Below are 18592 nucleotides of genomic sequence, written 5' to 3' on the forward strand. Positions count from 1 at the left end.
TTAAGAGCCGGGAGTGCAACCGGTCAAACACTTCGAGGACGGCCGAATGGACGGAGATCGGCCCGTTCGGCCGAGTACCGAATCCGGTGCAATGTCACCACCCACCCACAGCGAGAACGGCTCACCGCCAGACGAGGAGGTCTACGCCTCGGACACCGACGGCCAGCGATATCGCACGACTGCGTTCATCCCCAGTCCGTACGACGAGCTTGAGGTCGCTCCGGCGTCAGTCGAGTACCCAGACCGGGGTCGCGACGAGGGGCGGTATCGCATCCTCGACCTCCCCAAGGCACCCAAACTCCGCCACGTCGTCGGGCCGAGTGCCATCATGCTCGGCGCGTCCCTGGGCAGTGGCGAATCCCTGTTCTGGCCGTATATCATCGCTCAGAATGGCTGGGCGCTCTACTGGGCGTTCGTCGTGGGGGTCATCACCCAGTACTTCGTGAACACGGAGATCCAGCGATGGACGCTCGCCACCGGCGAAAGCGTCTTTCGCGCCTTCGAACGTGTGAGCGAGCGCTGGACATGGGCGTTCCTCGTCGGCGGGTTCATCAGCCTCGGCTGGCCCGGGTGGGCGGCGAGTGCCGCGCAGGTCGGCGCTGTCGGCCTGGGTATCGGGGAGGGCGTGGTGTCGGTAGCCGGGGTCACCGTCCCCGTCTGGAAGATCATCGCCATCTCCTTGCTCCTCCTGATCTGGTTGAGCTATCACCTCTCGAGTGTGATGTATCGGGCGGTCGAGACCGCCCAGACGGCCATGGTCGTGGTCGCGGTCGTGCTCGCGCTCTTGCTCGTCGCAGTGGTGGGATCGTACACCGAGTTCGTCAACGTTCCCCGGGGTGCGGTCAGTATCGGAACCCTTCCCGAACACATGGACCTCGCCGTGTTCCTCGGGGCCCTCGCATACGCGGGCGCGGGCGGGTACCTGAACCTCTCCCAGAGCCTCTGGGTCCGGGAGAAGGGCTACGCGATGAGCATCTTCCAGGGGCGTATCCGGAATCCGCTGCTCGGTGACGAACCCGAACCGGTCCATCGGGACGGCTTCGCCTTCCCACCGACGCGGATCAACCTCGAACGCTGGAAGGCGTGGTGGCGACTCGCCCAACTCGAACACCTCGTCACCTTCGCGCTCGGGCTGTTCGTCGTGGCAACGGCGATGATGACCGTCTCCGCGGCCTACGCACCCGGCACGACCGCAGGAGCGGTCGCGATGTGGCTCCAGGAGATCGTCCCGCTGCTCGGGGACGGTGCGCGGATCCTCGTCTACCTCGTGCTCTTCGTGGCCCTGTTCACGACCGAATACGCCATCGTCGAGTCGTTCGTTCGCAATAGTTCGGATATTCTCTTCGAACTCGTCGGTCGCGACCGCGGCTGGAGTCTCCCGCAGATATTCTGGTGGCTGTTGACCGCGTTCATCGCGTGGGGCATCGTCATCATCGCGATGCCGTTCAACCACCCGTTCGGGCTGCTGGTCCGTTCGGCGGCCATGTCCGGGATCATGATGTGGCCGTACATCGCCCTGACCCTCGTTATCAACACGAACCGCCTCCCCGAACACCTGACGCCCGGATGGGCCCGGGTCGTCATTATGTGGTGGGCGACCGCCTTCTTTGGCTTCTTCAGCACCTTGCTTATCGGTGATACGCTCGTTCGCATCGGCCTCTCGACGTTCCAGGTGGGTCTCGAGGGTGCCACCATTGGCGTCGGTGGCGCGTTGCTCTGGGCCGGGTTCGGCCTGGCGCAGGTCGCGACGATGGTCTTCAGTATCCGCGGCAAACGCGGTACGGCCGGGACGGTCCCCGGTGCCGAGTCCGTCCAATCGCTCTTTCGTTGATCCTGCAAGATCACCGCAATTATCGCCGGTAGATATGTAGATTCATAACGGAGCTCATCGTAGCTTGATGCCATGGACGCTGTGGTATCAGATTTCGCGTCGTCGCTTTCCGACCACGACATCGACTGCATGGAGGCGCCCGCCGCGGACGCCCCTGCGGTGCTCGAATCGGTACTCGAACCACCGGTGGTCGGTGCACCGCTGGACGTGGTCGGTCTCTCACTCTCCGAACTGCCCGTGGACGTGACCACCGACCCGACCCTCGAGGAACTTTTCGCTGCGAACACCGGCATCACCCCCGCCGTCTCGGCCATCGCCGATTACGGCTCGGTCGTGTTGCAGGGCACCGGGGACGGTGAGGAACCGCTCAGTCTCTATCCGGAGACACACGTCGCCGTCGTCGCGGAGAGCACCATCCATCAGGATATGGCCTCGGCCATCGGCGGGATCGCCGAGCACGTCCGCGCCGGTAATCACAGTCACATCATCGCCACGGGTCCGAGTGCCACCGCCGATATGGGCGAACTCGTGAAGGGGGCCCACGGACCGAAAGCCGTCGAGATACTGGTGGTGACCGACCGATGAGCAGCGCTCGCGAGCAGAAGGCGGCCGCGATTCGACGCCTCCTCGACGAGGAGGGCGACAGCGTCTTCGAGAACGTCACGGGATTCAACCAGGGGCGCTACGACTCCACCGGCGAACTCGACGACTACCAGGCGCTCCGTGAGGAAGCCCGGCAGATCAAAGAGGACGCCATCGACCGCCTCCCCGAACTTATCGACGAGTTGACCGAGTCCGTCGAGGCGAACGGTGGGACCGTCTACGTCGCCGAGGATGCCGCCGACGCGAACCGGTACATCCGGGAGGTGGCCGAGGAGTCGGACGCCGACAGCCTCGTGAAATCGAAGTCTATGACCTCCGAGGAACTCGAGGTCAACGACGCGCTCGAGTCGGCCGGCGTGGACGTCTGGGAGACGGACCTCGGCGAGTTCGTCCTCCAGGTCGCCGACGAGGCCCCCTCGCACATCGTCGCCCCGGCGATCCACAAGTCCCGCGAGGGCATCGCGGACCTGTTCAACGAACAGTTCGCGCCGGACCCGCCGCTCGAGACCGCCGAGGAGTTGACGATGTTCGCCCGGGAGTACCTGGGCGAACGCATCAAGGAGGCCGACATCGGCATGACCGGGGCGAACTTCCTGGCCGCCGACAGCGGGACCATGGCGCTCGTGACCAGCGAGGGCAACGCCCGGAAGACGATGCAGGCGACGGACACCCACATCGCCGTGGCCGGGGTGGAGAAGGTCATCCCGACCGTCGAGGATCTCGCACCGTTCATCGAGCTCATCGGCCGCTCCGGGACCGGTCAGGACATCACCTCGTACATCTCGCTTCTGACGCCGCCGACGGACAACCCGACGTTCGACGGCGACACACTGCTCGACGGCGACGCCGACCGCGATTTCCACCTCGTGCTCGTCGACAACGGTCGGATGGAAATGCGCGAGGACGAAGTCCTCCGGGAGACGCTGTACTGCATTCGTTGCTCGGCCTGTTCGAACGTCTGTGCGAACTTCCAGCACGTCGGCGGCCACGGCTTCGGCGGCGAGACCTACTCGGGCGGTATTGCCACCGGCTGGGAGGCCGGTGTACACGGCTACGACACCGCCGGCGAGTTCAACGACCTCTGTACCGGCTGTTCGCGATGTACGGAGGCCTGCCCCGTCAAAATCGACATTCCATGGATCAACACGGCCGTGCGCGACCGGATCAACCGTGGAAAGGAAAGCGACCTCGACTGGGTATACGAGGGGCTGACGCCGGACGCCGAACCGGGAGGTCTCGATCTGGTCAAACGGATGTTCGGGAACTTCGGGACGCTCGCGAAACTCGGCTCGGCGTTCGCGCCCCTCTCGAACTGGATCGCCGGCGCCGACGTCTCGCGCACTCTCCTCGAGGAGTACGTGGGCGTCGACAGCCGCCGCCCGATGCCGGAGTTCACTCGACACACCTTCGAGAAGTGGTTCGACGGCCGCGGCGGGTCACACGTCGACCCGGAGAACGCTGACCGCGAAGCCGTACTGTACCTGGACGTCTATACCAACTACATCGATCCCGATCGCGGGAAGGCTGCGGTCCGGGTTCTCGAGGCGTTGGACGTCCACGTGCGCGTACCGAAACCCATTGAGAGCGGTCGGGCACCGCTTTCCCAGGGCATGGTCGCGACTGCTCAACAGCAAGCGACTGCCGTGTTCAACGAGCTCAAATCCTACATGGAAGAGGGCGTAGACGTCGTCGCCATCGAGCCCAGCGACCTGGCGATGTTCCGCGACGACTACCGGCGACTGCTCCCCGAGGACGACTATCGTCGCCTCGATGACGCCAGCTACGAGGTCTTCGAGTACGTCTCCGGGCTCGTCCAGAACGGTGCCGACCTCGACGCGCTGCCGGACGGCGACGGCGAGGAGATCGCCTACCACAGCCATTGCCAGCAGCGCTCGTACGGCTTCGACGGCTACACCGAAGACATCCTCGAGGCGCTGGGCTACGACATCGTCACCTCGGACGTGGAGTGCTGTGGGCTGGCGGGGTCCTTTGGCTACAAACGGGAGTACTACGAGCTTAGCGTCGACGTCGGCGAGACGCTCGCCGACCAGTTCTCGACCGAGGAGACCGCGGATCGCGACGTCCTGGCGAGCGGCACGTCCTGCGGGGACCAGCTCGACCACCTGCTCGATCGGAAACCGACACACCCGATCGAACGTCTCGATCCCCGGTGATCAGGTGATCGGGTCGATCTCGTCGACCGGCCGCACCGAGTAATCGACCGAGAGGATATCGTTGGTCGCCCGAATCCGACCCACGAAGGCCGATATCTCCTCGAGACATCCCTCGAGGACGAACAGTTCCATGCAGTGGTGGTCGCCGACGTGACTGTGAACGTTCGAGGAGACCACCCCTTCGTACTCGTGTCGCAGGCCGATCATTCGCTCTTCGACGGTCGTCCCGTGGTAGTCGAAGAGGACCGTGACGACGGCCATCAGTTCGTGATCCTCGAGTCTCGGGTCGTCGAACTCGCCCATGAGATTGCGACTCGCTTCGCGGATGACTTCGCTGCGACCGGTGTAGCCGTGTTCCTCGGCGAACGCGTCGATCCGTTCGACGAGCTCTTCCGGCATCGAGACGCTGACGACGGTCATGTATTAACTCACTGCCCATTCGATATTAATGATTAGTATTCCGGTGCCCCGACCGCTGTTTCGGATGGCGAATCGACATCGCCCACACTCTGGGGCGGAAAACGGGGTAAACGAGGGCCATCAACGGGAGGGGGGATGGGGGGAAGGGGAAGATGGAAAGCCCGCCGTTTACCCACGGAGGGGTGCGACCCTCCACGTATTCGGTCCATGCAACCCTACATAAACATTCGGTCCAGATATCGATTTCTGAGAATTACGCGACTGGTCCGGGAACCGAACGGTACGGGCGGCCTGTACGGACGTCCGACCGCAGTGTGTCTTCATCCGATAACTGGGGGAAACAATCATGATGGTTGGTGACACAGGGTATAGTATGGTCCACGATATTGGGGGTCTATAAATGAACCCGACCCACTCCACCGAGCCCGTCGCGGACTCGAATCGTTCGTACACCATCATGGGTGTGACGCTCATCCTCGTGTCTCTCGTCGTCGGCTGGTGGCTCGCCACGAGCGTCGGCTACCTGGTAACGGCCCTCTGGATGGTCCTGTACGGCGCCGTGGGTGTCATCTTGATCTCGCTCGGGCGACACCCGGACGCCGAACGGTAATCACCGCAACGTTGACGCTGCTGGTGCCCGCAGGGGCGGACATGAGCGACGAGCACTCCGGGGCGGGAATGCACCTCGACGTCCTCCTGGAAGACCAGTACTCGAAGTTCGTCGCCGACGGCCTCGAACCCGACATCGTCGTCGGTGCGTTCAAAGACAAGATCAATCTCGGGATCGACGCTCGCGATGGGTCAGTCGACGTGTTCCTCGGTAACCTGTCGACCGAAGACGCCCGGGACCTCGCGGCTGCCTTGACGGCGGCGGCCGACGCGGTCGAATCCTCGACCGTGGAGGGGGGTGGACAGTCCTGGACGATATCGAGTGATACGGACCGGTCCTAGGCCAGCCGTCTGGAAGCAGTCGGGTGGACCGTGCGGACTGTACCTTTTTTACCAGGGGGGACGTCGTTCAGGGATAGTGATGTGTTTGCGGGAATGACCCTCGCCGCCATCGGGGAGCCACTCGTCCGGCTATTCGGTGACGATCCGGTGCGAAATGCACTCGTCGGCGGCATCGTCATCGCGACGTTCAACCTCGTCGGTGCCAGCCTCGTCTTCGTCTGGCGAGACCCCTCTGAGCGGGCCCTCGACGGGGCACTGGGGTTCGCGGCGGGGATCATGCTCGCCGCGAGTTTCACCAGTCTCATCATCCCGGGAATCGAGACGTATTCGGGTGGCAATCCCGTCCCGGTCCTCGTGGGGGTGGCCATCGGCGCGCTCTTTCTCGACCGTTCGGACGTCCTGGTCCCGCACGCACACTACCTGGTCACCGGTCGGAAACGTACCGACGCGGCGAACCCGAGCGAATCCCTCCCGGTGAGCGACGATCGGTTCGCCGGGGTGGTCTTGTTCGTCCTGGCCATCACGATCCACAACATGCCCGAGGGACTGGCCGTCGGGGTCGCCTTCGGCGCCGGCGACGTCTCGAGTGCCATCCCCCTGATGCTCGCCATCGGCATCCAGAACGTCCCGGAGGGACTCGCCGTCTCGGTCGCCGCGATCAACGCCGGCCTGAATCGACGGTTCTACGCCGTCTTCGCGGGCATCCGTTCCGGCATCGTCGAGATACCGGTCGCCGTGATCGGCGCGTACGCCGTCCTGACGATGACCATGCTGCTTCCGTACGCCATGGGCTTCGCCGCGGGGGCGATGCTGTTCGTCATTAGCGACGAGATCGTCCCCGAAACACACACTCATGGCAACGAACGGATCGCAACCCTCGGGACCATCATCGGGATCATCGTCATGCTCTACCTCGACATCTCTCTGGGGTGAGCGGCTATCGCTCCGGTCGCCGGCCACTATACGAAAAGCAGTACGACGCCGGCGAGGGCCACGACGCCGAGGACGGCGGTCACCAGGCGTCCGAGCGCTCGCGTCCCGAGAATCCACGCCAATCCGGCCTTCACGGCGGTGTTCGCGATTGCGGCCAGAACGATCCCCGTCGTCGCGACCTCGGGCGTGATCGTCCCATCGGCAGCGAGTTTGCTCAACGTGAGGGTGATGGCGTCGACGTCGGCCAGCCCCGAGACGAACGCCGTCGCGTAGACGCCCGACGATCCCAGCCAGTCGTTCGCGTACTCCGAGACGAGTAATACGAGTGCGAACAGGGCCCCGAACACCAGCGCCGGACGGAGGCGAAACGGATTCTCGATGTCGGACTCGATGCCCCGTTCGACGGTGGATCGCCAGTAGACCACGCCAGCGACGACCAGCCCGACCACGGTCATCGCTCCGAGCGGAACGAGGACGTGGGGGAGCAGTGCGGGATTGACCACCGCGACCTCTATCAAGGCCCGCGGGAACATCACGATCGCTGCCAGGACCGTCGAGAAGGCACAGATCTGGTAAAGCGCGGGCGTTCCCGACGTCCGATTGGCCATCGAGACCGTCGTCGCCGTCGAGGAGACGAATCCGCCGAGAAGGCCCGTCAGGGCGATGCCGCGCTCTGCGCCGACGGCCCGACTCAGCACGTACGCGGCGAAACTCAGACCGCTGACGAAGACGACCATCAGCCAGACGAACTGCGGGTTGAGCCCCAGCAGACCCTCCAGTTCCCGATTCGGCAGCAGTGGGAAGACGACCATCGCGACGAGGACGAACTTGATCGTGGCCCGCCGCTCCTCCGGTTCGATCTGGTCGACGAACCCGTGAATCTCCCCCTTCGCGGAGAGGAGGACGGTCACGATTCCCGCGACGATAATCGCGATGACGGTCCCCAGCGACGAGTAGGTCGTCAGGGCACCGAGCAGGACGGTCAACAGGGCGGCGGTCAGCGTGGTCAGGCCGATGTCGCCTTCGATCCAGATCTTTCCCGCGTACGCGACCGTCAGTGGCAGCGAGATGGCGGCCAGTGCGACAGGGAGTACCGCTGGAAAGAACGCCTGAACCACCGCCCCGTAGAGTGCGATCAGTGGAAACGTTCGGCTCCCGGCGAACGAACCGCCGGACTCTGCCTGTTCGCGTTCGAGGCCGACGAGTGCCCCGATACCGACCGCGATGAACAGCTGGACGGCGATAGAGAGTAGCGGATCGGTGACGGGGACGACCATCTATTGCAGAGTCCATCCGGGCCCGTATTAAGTTGTGGGACGGTTGTCGTTTCACGTCGTTTAGGCTGCCGTCTGTTTCGTCCGACGCTGACGCCCCGAAACGGGCCGGCGTCTGCCAGTCACGCGGAGTCACCACTCGACATGCCAATGCTACTTAGTAGTAATACCTCTGTTACTTTATCCGACTCCTTGCGCTATTCCTCTATGGCTTCCAGGAAAACGCCGGCGGTCGTGGTCCCGGCGGTGGGGTCGGCGAGTTCAACGACAGTCCTCCGGTCGCTCGGTCAGCGCGGCATACACACCATTGCCGTCTCCGAGCACCGGAATCCACCGGCGTTCGCTTCGAAGTACTGCGACGAGTCGGTTCGCGCCCCCTCGCCGACCGAAGACGTGTCCGCGTACCGGGACGCACTGCTGTCGCTCGCCCAGCGGGAGTCGGTCAAGGCGATCATCCCGATGCGGGAGGCGGACGTCTACGTCCTGGCGAAGTACCGCGAACGTTTCGCCGAGCACGTGACGCCACTCTGGCCGACGCTCGACCAGTTGACGGCCGTCCAGGACCGGACGCGTCTGTTCGCTATCGCCGACGAGATCGGCGTCCCGATGCCCGAGACGGCACTCCTCGAGGCGGTCACCGACTGGGATCGCCAGCGCATCGTCAAGTCTCGGTATGCGATCCTCACGGGGGACCACGAGGATTCGGTGTCGACGGCGGGAACGGTCTCCCTCCCGAAGACCATATTTCTCGAATCGGGTGAGCGGCCGGAGCTGGACACGATTCGCGAGGCGATGCATCACGACCCCATCGTCCAGGAGTACGTTCGTGGCACCGAGTACACGTTCAGGGGCGTCTTCGACCACGGCGAACCGGTGGCGACGACCCTCAAGGAACTCGTCCGCGGTATCAAGTATCCCCGAGGCCCGAGCATCTGTCACCGGGCGGCCTCCGACCCCGATCTCGAGGCGTCTGCCCTGAAACTGCTCGACCATCTCGACTGGCACGGCCTCGCCTCCGTCGGGTTCATCCGTGACGAAGAGACCGGCGAGGCGAAACTCATGGAGGTGAACCCGCGCTTCTGGGCCAGCCTTCCGATGGACATCCACGCCGGCGTCGACCATCCGTACTACTACTGGGCGCTGGCGACGGGAGTCGGTGAGCGTTTCGACCCGGAGTACAGGGTCGGAACCACCTCACACCTGCTCCGCGGAGAACTCGTCCATCTCCACAGCGTCCTCACCGAAGACTACCCGCTCGTCGAACGGCCCTCCGTACAGGACACCGTCTGGGACATCCTGTCGTCCGTGGCCGAGCACCCCCACTTCGACTACCTCAGTCTCGACGACCCCGGTCCCTTCGTCCGAGATGGCCTGAACGCAGTTCGAACGAACGTCGCTGTTTCCCAGGTCCCCGGGTTGCGTCGAGTGTTCTCGCGGGAGTGATCTCGATCCCGTGCGGGAGTACAAGTGGGGCGGGTACTGAATCGACACGCAATCGGGCGTGTCGGTCCGTCCACAGTAGCAGTACCGCCGTCCGTTACCGGCGGCGATAGCCCAGACGGCGTCGATCCAGACATACTTCGTTCCCTTCGGTCCCTCCTGGGGGCGGGAGGAAGTCATAGCGGAGTACGTCGGGCGCCAGGGTTGTCCTCCTGTGAGCGTCAGGAGTGTTGTAAATCCAACCGTTCTCGAAGCTCTCCCTTCTGGATCTTCCCCGTGCTCGTCAATGGGAGCTCCTCGACTGTGTAGATCTCGTCGGGGATCCACCAGTCGTTGATCTGTCCGTTTTCGACTGCCTCCCCCAGTTGGTCGTATACCGCTTCCGTCTCGACGTCGTCGTCGACGGGCGTTACAGCCCCAACTGGCCGTTCTCCCCATTCCTCGTCGGGTTTGCCGAGCACGGCTGCGTTGGCGACTGATGGTGTCTCCACGATGATCGATTCGAGTATGCTCGACGGGATCCATTCGCCACCGCTTTTTATGGTGTCGTCGATGCGATCGAGAATCCGAATTCCCCCATCCGGCATCCGTCTCCCGATATCGCCCGTATTGAACCAGCCGTCGACGAAGGCTTCCGCACTTTTCTCTGGGAGGTCGTAGTACCCGTCGGGAAGCCACGGGGCCCGGAATTTGATTTCACCCATATCCTCGTCCATGCCCTCTCGGTGTACCAGTTGGAATTCGCCGAATGGCACCGGGTGAGTCACCCGACGCAGGTACTCGTACCCGCCTTCTTCCCGAGCCTCGTCAGTCCAGATCGAAATCGAGGCGGCGAGCATGTCCGTCCCGCCGTAGATCGTCGAGAATTCGATATCGTGGTCGCGGAACTGGGCGACCAGATCACGCTGAATCGTGCTGCCGCCGGTCAATACTTTGAGCCCGTCGAGTGAGTGATCCGTTTCCAGCAACTGGCGCGCCATCGTCGGCACCATGTTCGTCCAGGTCGCCTCGCCGTCTTCGACCAGCGACCCGACTGTCTCCGGGTCGTACTGGCCGGTCATCAGAAGGTCTGCGCCGAGATAGGGGGCGATGACCGGAGAACCCCAGGCCAGCAGATGGAACATGGGAATGCTGGGCAACAGGGTGTCCTCTCCTGACACGGAGGCTGGCGTGTCGTATTCGGCCAGTTGGTGGGCGATACTCAATCCGCCGTGGACGAACTGTTCGTGTGTGTATCTGACCGGTTTGGGTTTCCCAGTCGTCCCCGAGGTAAATAGCGTGACTGCCGGACTCTCTTCCTCGACGTCGAGTGATACCGGATCGCCGTCTTCGAGGCGATCGATATGTAGTGTCTCCCCCGGGAATTGTTGGGCGAGCGCTTCGAAGTCATCGGAGTAAAGCAGATAGGTCGAAGTCGATTTCTCCAGCGTGTAGCCGATCTGTTCGGGCGGAAGATTCAGGTTCACCGGATAGATAACGGCGTCCATCCCGGTGATAGCGTACAGCAGTTCGAAGAATTTGGGCGTATTCCAGTCGGCGACTGCGACGACTGTCCCGGCATCCACTCCTCGATCTGCGAGTCCTCCAGCCAGTTTCTGGGCATTCTCGTGTGCCTGTTCGTACGTCGTCACGGTGGCCCCGTCGGAGACAGTACCGTTGGGGAACAGCGTGCGCGCTCTGTCGAGCACTGAGGGTATGGTGTGCATGGTTACGTCGTCACTGGTTGGTCGGGAAGTTCCGTAGCGTCGAGACTGGCATACCGGACGATCGCGTCGAAGTACTCCATCGCGGGCGTCCCATCGGTTCGTACTCCAGACGAATCGGACGCGAGCTCACGCTCGACGAACAGGTTCGCAACGATCGCTTTGCGAGCGTCACCGTCGTCCAGGTGGTCCTGTGCCCGACTCAGGAGGATGCTGGCCGTGGTGACCTCGTAGATGTACTCGGTGACTTCCTTTGCAGCGTATTGTGCAGACGCATCGTCTGCTGTGGCCAGTCCGAGCAGAGCTTCTTGCAATCGTTCGAACTCCCCTTGAACCGTCGTTGCGAGCGCCTGGAGATACGGATGTTCGACGTCGTCCAGATACCCCGAGACGAGCGGGAGCAATGCCTCGTGTGCGGCCTCTTTCTCCATGGCCCGCAGCACGTCGAGTGAGAGGATGTTCGCGGTCCCCTCCCATATCGGAAGGGCCTGGGCATCGCGGTAGAGGCGGTGGGTGACGAAATCCTCGACGTACCCGTTTCCGCCTTGAATCTCCATGGCATACGACGCGGTATCGACGGCCGTCCGCGTCGTGACGTGCTTGGAGACCGGGACCAGCAGTCGCATCAACTGGAATGCGTCGTCGTCATCGTGATCACGCTCGTATCGGTCCAGCCAATGAGCAGCCTCCATGGCGAATGTCAGCGTGGCTTCGTGGTCGACCGCCATCTCTACCAGGTCACGTTGCATCAGCGGGAAGTCCTGAATGGCCTGTCCAAACGCGTCACGATTCGCCGCCTTGACCGTACTCTCGAGCAATAGTCGGCCAATGATTCCGACGGCGCCGACGGCGTTCGTCACGCGTTCCCAGTTCAACATCGTCGTCATGTACTTGAACCCGCGCTCGGGTTCGCCGACGAGATAGCCCGTGGTGCCGTCGAATTCGACTTCACCCGTCGGAACGCTCTCTGTCCCGAGTTTGTCTTTGAGCCGGCGATACCGCTGGTCGTTCAACTCCCCCGACGGCAATTCGTGTGGCACAAGAAACAGCGAAAGCCCCTTCGTACCGTCCGGGGCTCCGGGACGTCGACCGAGGGCGAGGGTCGCCTGGGCGTCGATATTCGAACAGAACCACTTCTCTCCAGTCAATTCGTACTCGCGCGTTTGCAACTCACCACCGTCCTGCGTGGCTTTGGCCTGGGGAGCTGACGACTCTGTTGCCTGACGCGGCGCCATCGCAGGCTCGGAGACCGTTTCGGCAGATCCGACATCACTCCCGCCCTGCTCCTCGGTAAGGAACATCGCCCCTTCGATAGCGGACTCGTAGTCTCTGGACGTAAGCCGGTTCAGATACTCGGTGTACTCTCCCGTGTGGTCGTGGTTTCGCAACGTCAGCGCGGCTCCCGACGTCATGGACTGTGCGCAGACGAGCCCCGTATCGGCGTACGACAGGAGGAGTTGCTCGGTCAGCGTGTGGAGCAATCCAACCGGTTCATCTCGTCCGTCCGGCGCTTCGAACGCATCGGCGACGATTCCGTGCTCGTAGATGAGCCGTTCGTTCTCGAACTGGTCGGGGTGGTATTCCACCCGATTCAGCAACTCCCCGTATTTGTCGTGTGTTTGGAGTGTCGGCCCGTGGCTGTCGATGCGGTCTGCGTTATCTGCGATGGTATGTCCGACGAGCCGACCGAATTCCTGGAGTTTCTCTTCTGCCCACTCGAATTCGTCGTCCGGGTAGCGCCGTTTTGCTTCCTCCTGTAGAACGGGGTTTACGTCCCAGTAATTGACGTGCCGTCCCTCGTCGAGCGCTCCATAGTCGATGGGTGGATCTACCATAATTCAAAAAATAAACCATTTGATTAATAATAAAGGTAAGTAAACACCCCATCGATTGTATTCTGTTTACAGTTCCGGCTGATCGTTTCGGACGCACAAGTCGGATATTGGCGAAGGGGTGACGGCGGCGACCCGCGCGAATGCGGCGGTTCTGGTCCTTCGGCGAGTACTCTACGGAGTGGACGCGAAACGACTCGTACTGTTGCCGTGAGAGGCTGAGGTAGACGGCCTCGACTCCGTTCGCTCGCAGCCCGACCAGCCATTTGCGCATCTTCCGATCGCGACGGAGTAACTTCTCGGCGAAGTTCTCGCCCACCTTTCGGTCGACGCTGCGCTCCTGGACGAAGACGTCGGCCAGCTCGTCGACGAGATCGTCGGTGAACTCGGCTCGAGAGTGTGTCTTGAGGCATACTTCTGAGATTGGGGCGTAGTGGCTTGGGTTGGGTAGCGCCCCTTCCGGACTTTCCGAGGAATATCTGTACCCCGCAAAATCAGTCGAAATCCTGGATTACTGGTGAATTGGCATTTCCGGAGGAAACCATCTCACGTCCCGAAACAATCTCCATCAATCAAAACCGGATTTGTAATCCGGCATTGTGCAGGCTCTTCAACCGGGCCGACGGAGGTCAGTGATTAACGGCGAACTCGGATCGATGGTACCGGTACCCCTTTGGGATGAGGCTGATCTCGTCAAAGGAATCGGGGGCCTCGAAGTAGTCGCTCCCCGAAATCACCCCGACAAGATTTTCCAACTTCTGCCTTCGAGTCTTTGCATCTCCTGCAGAGAGCCAACCTTCTAACTCTCCGGATTTCACGTCCAACTTCCGACTCACCTCCTGACGGAGAGTCTCGCCCTCGTCATTGGTTTTGGGAGAATGCCCTCCATCGGCTACCGCAGGAGTTCCGCCCTCGTCAGACGGATCCATCCCACGGATGTGCTTAATTGCTCGTTGGCACTCATCCTGGACCGCCGGAGGGAAATCTTCGCCCATCACGAACTCGCCATCTCTCTGGCGGATGAGCCACCAGTCTGGCCCATCGGGTTCATATTTCCCCAATAGGCCAGCCTTCTCCAAATTGCTCACAGCGGTGTCAAGGCTGTGGTCGAGCTCGAGGTCCAAACTATCGAGCGCCTGGTCCATTTCCATCTTTCCCAGATCTGGCCCTGCTTCACCGGGTACTGTTCCAACCCAGTGATGGACCATGTAGACCATAATCTGGTCCTCGAGGCTTGGGTGATGGGAATGCTGTTCTCGTACGTCTTTTATGAGTTCTTGGAGTCTCACGGTTTGTGTAGTTGAGACTACTGGCTCACCTGCGTGGAGTAAGATTTACAATGGGACACCCGTAGATACGGATGTCCCAATTCCCTCGCTACACGCAGGGGACTGTGACCGAACCTGTTTAGGGCAGGTTCGGAGCTTTCTTTCGTCGGATGATGTCGTTGGCCTATATTGTTCAATACCGTATACTATCTCCCATCATAAAAAGCCATCCGTTATCCCAATTCTGTTATTCACTCGAATTCCGGTTTCTAGGGTGGCCTAGCCTCCATTATTCTCGCCGGAAATCGATGATTGAATGCCCTGATGAAACTATGATGGGTATCCGAACTTGTTAGATCAGAGAAAATCCAACGAGCGACAAACCCCAAAATCAGCGAAGGCCGATTCCTAGCTCTCACAGCCAACCGACTTTCTCAGCCTCTCGACTCTGCACCGTCTCACCGTTTTTCCCGAGATAGTGCCGCTGGAACGTTGGATAGTCTTCCCAGCCTCCCCACTGCATCACCACGCTCGGTAGCACACCGGCCTCAAGGGTGAGGTGCCCTTAGCTACGACGGAGATCGTGCGGAGCGAGATACAGCCATCGTTCGTCATTGTCCTGTTCGTTGAGCTCTTCCGCAGCGGCGTCAACCCACCGACGAAGCGTTCTGGTCGCGACGTCGACGAGTAGGTCAGGCTCCTAGGCGCGGATCATGCCGGCGAGGGTGGCACTCGTCGGGGTCGACCGCTCCTTTTTCCCCCTTCCCTGCAGGAACACGAACGAACCACTGCCCCGTTTCACTCTGATACAGATGCTCCCATCGAGCGTCGACGACCTCCTGGGACCGCAGACCGGATTGTGCCATCAAACCAAACGCGAGTGTTTTCCGAGTGTCGTCCTCTACGACTTCCAGCAGCTGGTCGCGCTCGCCATCGTTCAATCGGACGCGTCGCCCCTCGAGGTCGCGGTAGTTTTCGAGTTGCATCTACGTCCGGCACTTCGACAACCCGGACAAAAACCGATGCATTTGGTCTACCCAGGGCGTGGATCGACGCCGAATCTCCCGCAGAATGTCCGACTTCTCTATGAAAAGTCGGACGTGAAATTCAGGTGGTTTCTATTTCGTGCTGAATACAAGGCGCATATCTCACACAGCATCAAGTAAGAGCCCTGCTACTGGAAGAGTTGAAATAAAGACAAAATTACATCAGCCGATAATTCACTCGATTTGATGTAATTTCTCTCGCAACTCTTGATTATATTCCTCTCCATCTAATCCATGATGAACTCGATAATGGCAGTTCGGGCAGAGAGCGATAACACTGTCTATGGTATCTTTCCCCCTTCACTCAGTTCGAAAACGTGATGTGCGTGTAGGTAGGGTTTGCCAGTTTTGCTAACGAAAGGTGCGTGTTCTCCACACCCTTCGCACTGACCATCGGCGCGCACTTTTACATAATCCTTGATAGCTTCAGACCGAGAATATTCTTGAGAGGCCTTTTGGCTCGTTCTTTTCTCACTTGAAACCACCAAAGTTTCCTCATTCTTTGCTTTTTGCCGTAGTTTAGAAAGATCACTCTGTCTATTTCCATTCTCTTCGCTCGAATCCCGGTTTTTCGTTTTTTGTCCACCTCTATCATTCCCAATGGGGGAGGATTCTGGGTGTGATGGATTAGATTCAGTCAGGTTAGGTGGATTGTCGTTTTCCGCCTTCTCCACCCCCACCGGGTATATCGTCAGCAGATCCTCTTTCCTTACTTGTTTCATCATGGGATGTAAATCTGGTAACATAGGAATCATTAATATCAGAATCCGATACAGGTATCGCTCTCGTTGAGTCTCTACCAATTTTTATAATCTTTACAGTCACTTCTGTATTTATGATATTTTGTGGATTTTCGAACTCGTCCACATCAATTCGAATGTTGTCTTTTAGCACTTCTACCGGGACTGGACACCAAAGGTCGTCACCATTTGTTATTCTAATGGGGAGGACTTTCACGACATCCCCAACACTAATGCTTCTATTAGGTGTGAAATTAGGTGGCATTTTGAGCACGATTTTTCTCGAATGCTATTCATTTTTAGGGAACATGTGGCCGTGGGCTCCACTAGAACCCAGAAACGGTAATATATTTACCACTAAAGTTTGTCAGTCAGTTACATGGGCGTAGTTCGACGCGAGGGAGACTGGCGCCTCGAGAAACAGGACAACGGTCTCTACGTGATTACCTACCAAAACGACGCCCAAATGAAGGTGGTGACTCCTGAATACAAATCGAGAGACTTCGAGAATCCAGTGATGGATACCATCCCTGTTCGAGAGGTTGGTTCCTATGCGGAAGTCGAAGGGTTGTTCGAAGAGAAGGCGCACGGTGGTGCTCCCGGCGGCTTTGGGCTTGGCGGAGGGAATCAGATGGAGTCAATCTCAACGGACCTCGGACAAAATGGAGAACTAGATGTCTCTGCTGACGGTGACGATCTTGAGGATATCGATGCTCCGCCTGGAGTGATCGCGATTGCGCTCGTCATCGTTGGCGGGGCAACTCTCTCCACACAAGGTTGGCAGCCAAGCGAGACAGTATTCCAGGCCGGTGTGATCATGGGGATCGGTGGTCTATTGATCCTTGGTTGGGGTGTTGCAGTCGGTAGATCTAATGGGTGGAAGGCAGCAAAGGAGCAACTCTTTGAGTCAGAAGAAAGCGGTTCATCATCTCGAAAATCGGGTTCAAATTCCGGCGTGGAGACTACTCCACCAGCTTCGGAGAAAACCAAGAACACCCTCATCTTCGAACGTGCTGAGCAGCGGTGTGAATGGTGCGGGGAGCGTTCCGATCATCTCGAAGTGCACCACATCGAACCACGGAGTGAAGGTGGCTCAAACGAACCGAGCAACCTGATTGTCCTTTGTCCAAACCACCATCGGCAAGCGGATGCAGGAGGTATTTCGAAGACTAAATTGAAAGCGAAGGCTCGTCGCCTTCCGGGAGTCTCTGTAGGATAGCGGAGTCTGCTCCCAGTCATTCTAAAGCTCGAACCCAAATCAACTGACTTTACGCGGGTAGTGTTTCAAAACTCTACGTTCCGAACTAAGTGGCGGATCACCTCCGCCTTCGCCCGGTTATTACCCACTGTAACGAGCGTGGTACTTTTCTTCATTTGCCAAGAATAATCCTACCATTAGAACAATCAAGAACATGTCTAATACCCCAAGGGCGAGGGTATATTTTATGCTATATGTCCGATAAAAGTATACCAGACCTGCAGCCATGAATCCGATATAGGTGAGGCCGATAATACTATTCATGGACCAGATAACCCGGCGTTCTTTTTCTGATTGCTTGTCTCTTGAAAGTGTTTCATACTCGGTGAAATAATCGAAATTGTCAGCGGGGAATTCACCCTCAATATCTTCTAATTTCGATATGATATCGACAACAGTGTTTTCCTCGATTACATGAGCGATTAGGAGTGGAGTCATCAAGATTGGCAGTAAAACAAACAGTGGGCGGTTTTCTGTTTGAAATGCATAACCGATCAAAAGTATGCTTCCAAAAAGTCCTCGAGTAATTCTCCGGCTCCACCGTTTTTTGTGTCCCCGGAGGTTTTCTTGTAACTCCTGATATTCGGTAAGTAATACTTCACTTTTCCTCTGGGATATCTCACCAGAACCTTCAGAACTCGACGGTTGCCCCTGATTCGTTGATTGATTTTCTTCAGAGTTAGACATACTATTAATCATTTAGGCGGGTGATGAAATATCTGCTGAATATATGGCATAAATTAGGTACGTTATCCTTGTTAGGCCCCTTTCTGAACAGTGAAATCGCCCACTTACCCGCCGAAATACTGGTGTAGAAAACTCCTGGCGGGCGGTTGGTGCATATATTGATTCTTCTTGTAGCCAACTGAACTTGAATTCTCCCGAAACGCCTCCTCTTGACCGTGCTCGTTGTTATAGTGATTGCGAGTAAATCGGCTAACGGGCACCTCCGAGTTGGAGGTCTCAGCTGTTGTATTCGAGCATAATCGTTCGAAATGAGCAGAGATTCCCGCGTAGCGGTCAAACCAGCTTCTACCCTGAAATAAGCCTTTAGCTAAGTAGCCGATTTGTGGCTATTAACCTGTATTATGCCACGACATGATGCCGGAGCCACCGAGT

The 18592-nt window shown here is 59.2% G+C and carries 16 protein-coding genes; 8 read left to right on the forward strand and 8 right to left on the reverse strand.

The window, feature by feature from the left end; genetic code table 11:
* Positions 1 to 46 precede the first annotated feature (46 nt).
* The 3 genes from HSRCO_RS03560 to HSRCO_RS03570 all read left to right on the forward strand — a co-directional run bounded on the left by HSRCO_RS03560 (position 47) and on the right by HSRCO_RS03570 (position 4608).
* Positions 47 to 1831, forward strand: coding sequence for an Nramp family divalent metal transporter (locus tag HSRCO_RS03560; protein ID WP_259519029.1), 1785 nt, complete (start codon positions 47 to 49; stop codon positions 1829 to 1831).
* Between the two features lie 72 nt (positions 1832 to 1903).
* Positions 1904 to 2416 (forward strand): LUD domain-containing protein, encoded by a 513-nt coding sequence (locus HSRCO_RS03565; RefSeq protein WP_259519030.1) that lies wholly within the window; start codon positions 1904 to 1906, stop codon positions 2414 to 2416.
* Positions 2413 to 4608 carry an LUD domain-containing protein gene (locus HSRCO_RS03570; RefSeq protein ID WP_259519031.1) on the forward strand — a complete coding sequence of 732 codons (2196 nt, stop codon included), beginning with the start codon at positions 2413 to 2415 and terminating at the stop codon, positions 4606 to 4608. Before HSRCO_RS03565 ends, HSRCO_RS03570 begins: the two co-directional genes overlap by 4 nt.
* Here the strand turns inward: HSRCO_RS03570 and HSRCO_RS03575 are convergent, their stop codons facing one another.
* Positions 4609 to 5028: a CopG family ribbon-helix-helix protein gene (locus HSRCO_RS03575; protein WP_259519032.1), complete on the reverse strand. Its 420-nt coding sequence runs from the start codon at positions 5026 to 5028 to the stop codon at positions 4609 to 4611.
* A gap of 400 nt (positions 5029 to 5428) precedes the next feature.
* On the opposite strand from HSRCO_RS03575, the gene HSRCO_RS03580 reads away from it, so the two are divergent.
* From HSRCO_RS03580 to HSRCO_RS03590, 3 genes are all read left to right on the forward strand, one after another.
* On the forward strand, positions 5429 to 5638 hold the full coding sequence (locus HSRCO_RS03580; RefSeq protein WP_259519033.1) for a hypothetical protein: 210 nt from the start codon (positions 5429 to 5431) through the stop codon (positions 5636 to 5638).
* 41 nt (positions 5639 to 5679) lie between these two features.
* Positions 5680 to 5979: a hypothetical protein gene (locus HSRCO_RS03585; protein WP_259519034.1), complete on the forward strand. Its 300-nt coding sequence runs from the start codon at positions 5680 to 5682 to the stop codon at positions 5977 to 5979.
* Between the two features lie 93 nt (positions 5980 to 6072).
* The gene (locus HSRCO_RS03590) at positions 6073 to 6912 is read left to right on the forward strand and encodes a ZIP family metal transporter (protein WP_259519035.1); all 840 of its coding nucleotides are present in this window, start codon (positions 6073 to 6075) and stop codon (positions 6910 to 6912) included.
* 26 nt (positions 6913 to 6938) lie between these two features.
* Here the strand turns inward: HSRCO_RS03590 and HSRCO_RS03595 are convergent, their stop codons facing one another.
* Positions 6939 to 8189 carry an MgtC/SapB family protein gene (locus HSRCO_RS03595; protein WP_259519036.1) on the reverse strand — a complete coding sequence of 417 codons (1251 nt, stop codon included), beginning with the start codon at positions 8187 to 8189 and terminating at the stop codon, positions 6939 to 6941.
* A 204-nt stretch (positions 8190 to 8393) separates the two neighbouring features.
* On the opposite strand from HSRCO_RS03595, the gene HSRCO_RS03600 reads away from it, so the two are divergent.
* Complete coding sequence (locus HSRCO_RS03600) at positions 8394 to 9629, forward strand: ATP-grasp domain-containing protein (RefSeq protein WP_259519037.1); 1236 nt, start codon at positions 8394 to 8396, stop codon at positions 9627 to 9629.
* 218 nt (positions 9630 to 9847) lie between these two features.
* On the opposite strand, the gene HSRCO_RS03605 is transcribed toward HSRCO_RS03600, so the two are convergent.
* From HSRCO_RS03605 to HSRCO_RS03625, 5 genes are all read right to left on the reverse strand, one after another.
* Entirely contained in the window at positions 9848 to 11332 is a 1485-nt protein-coding gene (locus HSRCO_RS03605; RefSeq protein ID WP_259519038.1) for an AMP-binding protein, read from the reverse strand.
* Positions 11333 to 11334: 2 nt separating this feature from the next.
* Positions 11335 to 13164, reverse strand: coding sequence for an acyl-CoA dehydrogenase family protein (locus tag HSRCO_RS03610; protein WP_259519039.1), 1830 nt, complete (start codon positions 13162 to 13164; stop codon positions 11335 to 11337).
* A 626-nt stretch (positions 13165 to 13790) separates the two neighbouring features.
* A complete protein-coding gene (locus HSRCO_RS03615) occupies positions 13791 to 14378 on the reverse strand; it encodes a hypothetical protein (protein ID WP_259519040.1) in 588 nt (195 codons plus the stop codon).
* Positions 14379 to 15121: 743 nt separating this feature from the next.
* Positions 15122 to 15415: a hypothetical protein gene (locus tag HSRCO_RS03620; protein WP_259519041.1), complete on the reverse strand. Its 294-nt coding sequence runs from the start codon at positions 15413 to 15415 to the stop codon at positions 15122 to 15124.
* Between the two features lie 702 nt (positions 15416 to 16117).
* On the reverse strand, positions 16118 to 16432 hold the full coding sequence (locus HSRCO_RS03625; protein WP_259519042.1) for a hypothetical protein: 315 nt from the start codon (positions 16430 to 16432) through the stop codon (positions 16118 to 16120).
* A 162-nt stretch (positions 16433 to 16594) separates the two neighbouring features.
* Between HSRCO_RS03625 and HSRCO_RS03630 the strand changes: the two genes are divergently transcribed.
* The gene (locus HSRCO_RS03630; RefSeq protein ID WP_259519043.1) at positions 16595 to 17434 is read left to right on the forward strand and encodes an HNH endonuclease; all 840 of its coding nucleotides are present in this window, start codon (positions 16595 to 16597) and stop codon (positions 17432 to 17434) included.
* A gap of 120 nt (positions 17435 to 17554) precedes the next feature.
* Here the strand turns inward: HSRCO_RS03630 and HSRCO_RS03635 are convergent, their stop codons facing one another.
* Entirely contained in the window at positions 17555 to 18160 is a 606-nt protein-coding gene (locus tag HSRCO_RS03635; protein ID WP_259519044.1) for a hypothetical protein, read from the reverse strand.
* Positions 18161 to 18592 lie beyond the last annotated feature (432 nt).

The sequence above is a fragment of the Halanaeroarchaeum sp. HSR-CO genome (assembly GCF_024972755.1).
Lineage (GTDB): Archaea > Halobacteriota > Halobacteria > Halobacteriales > Halobacteriaceae > Halanaeroarchaeum.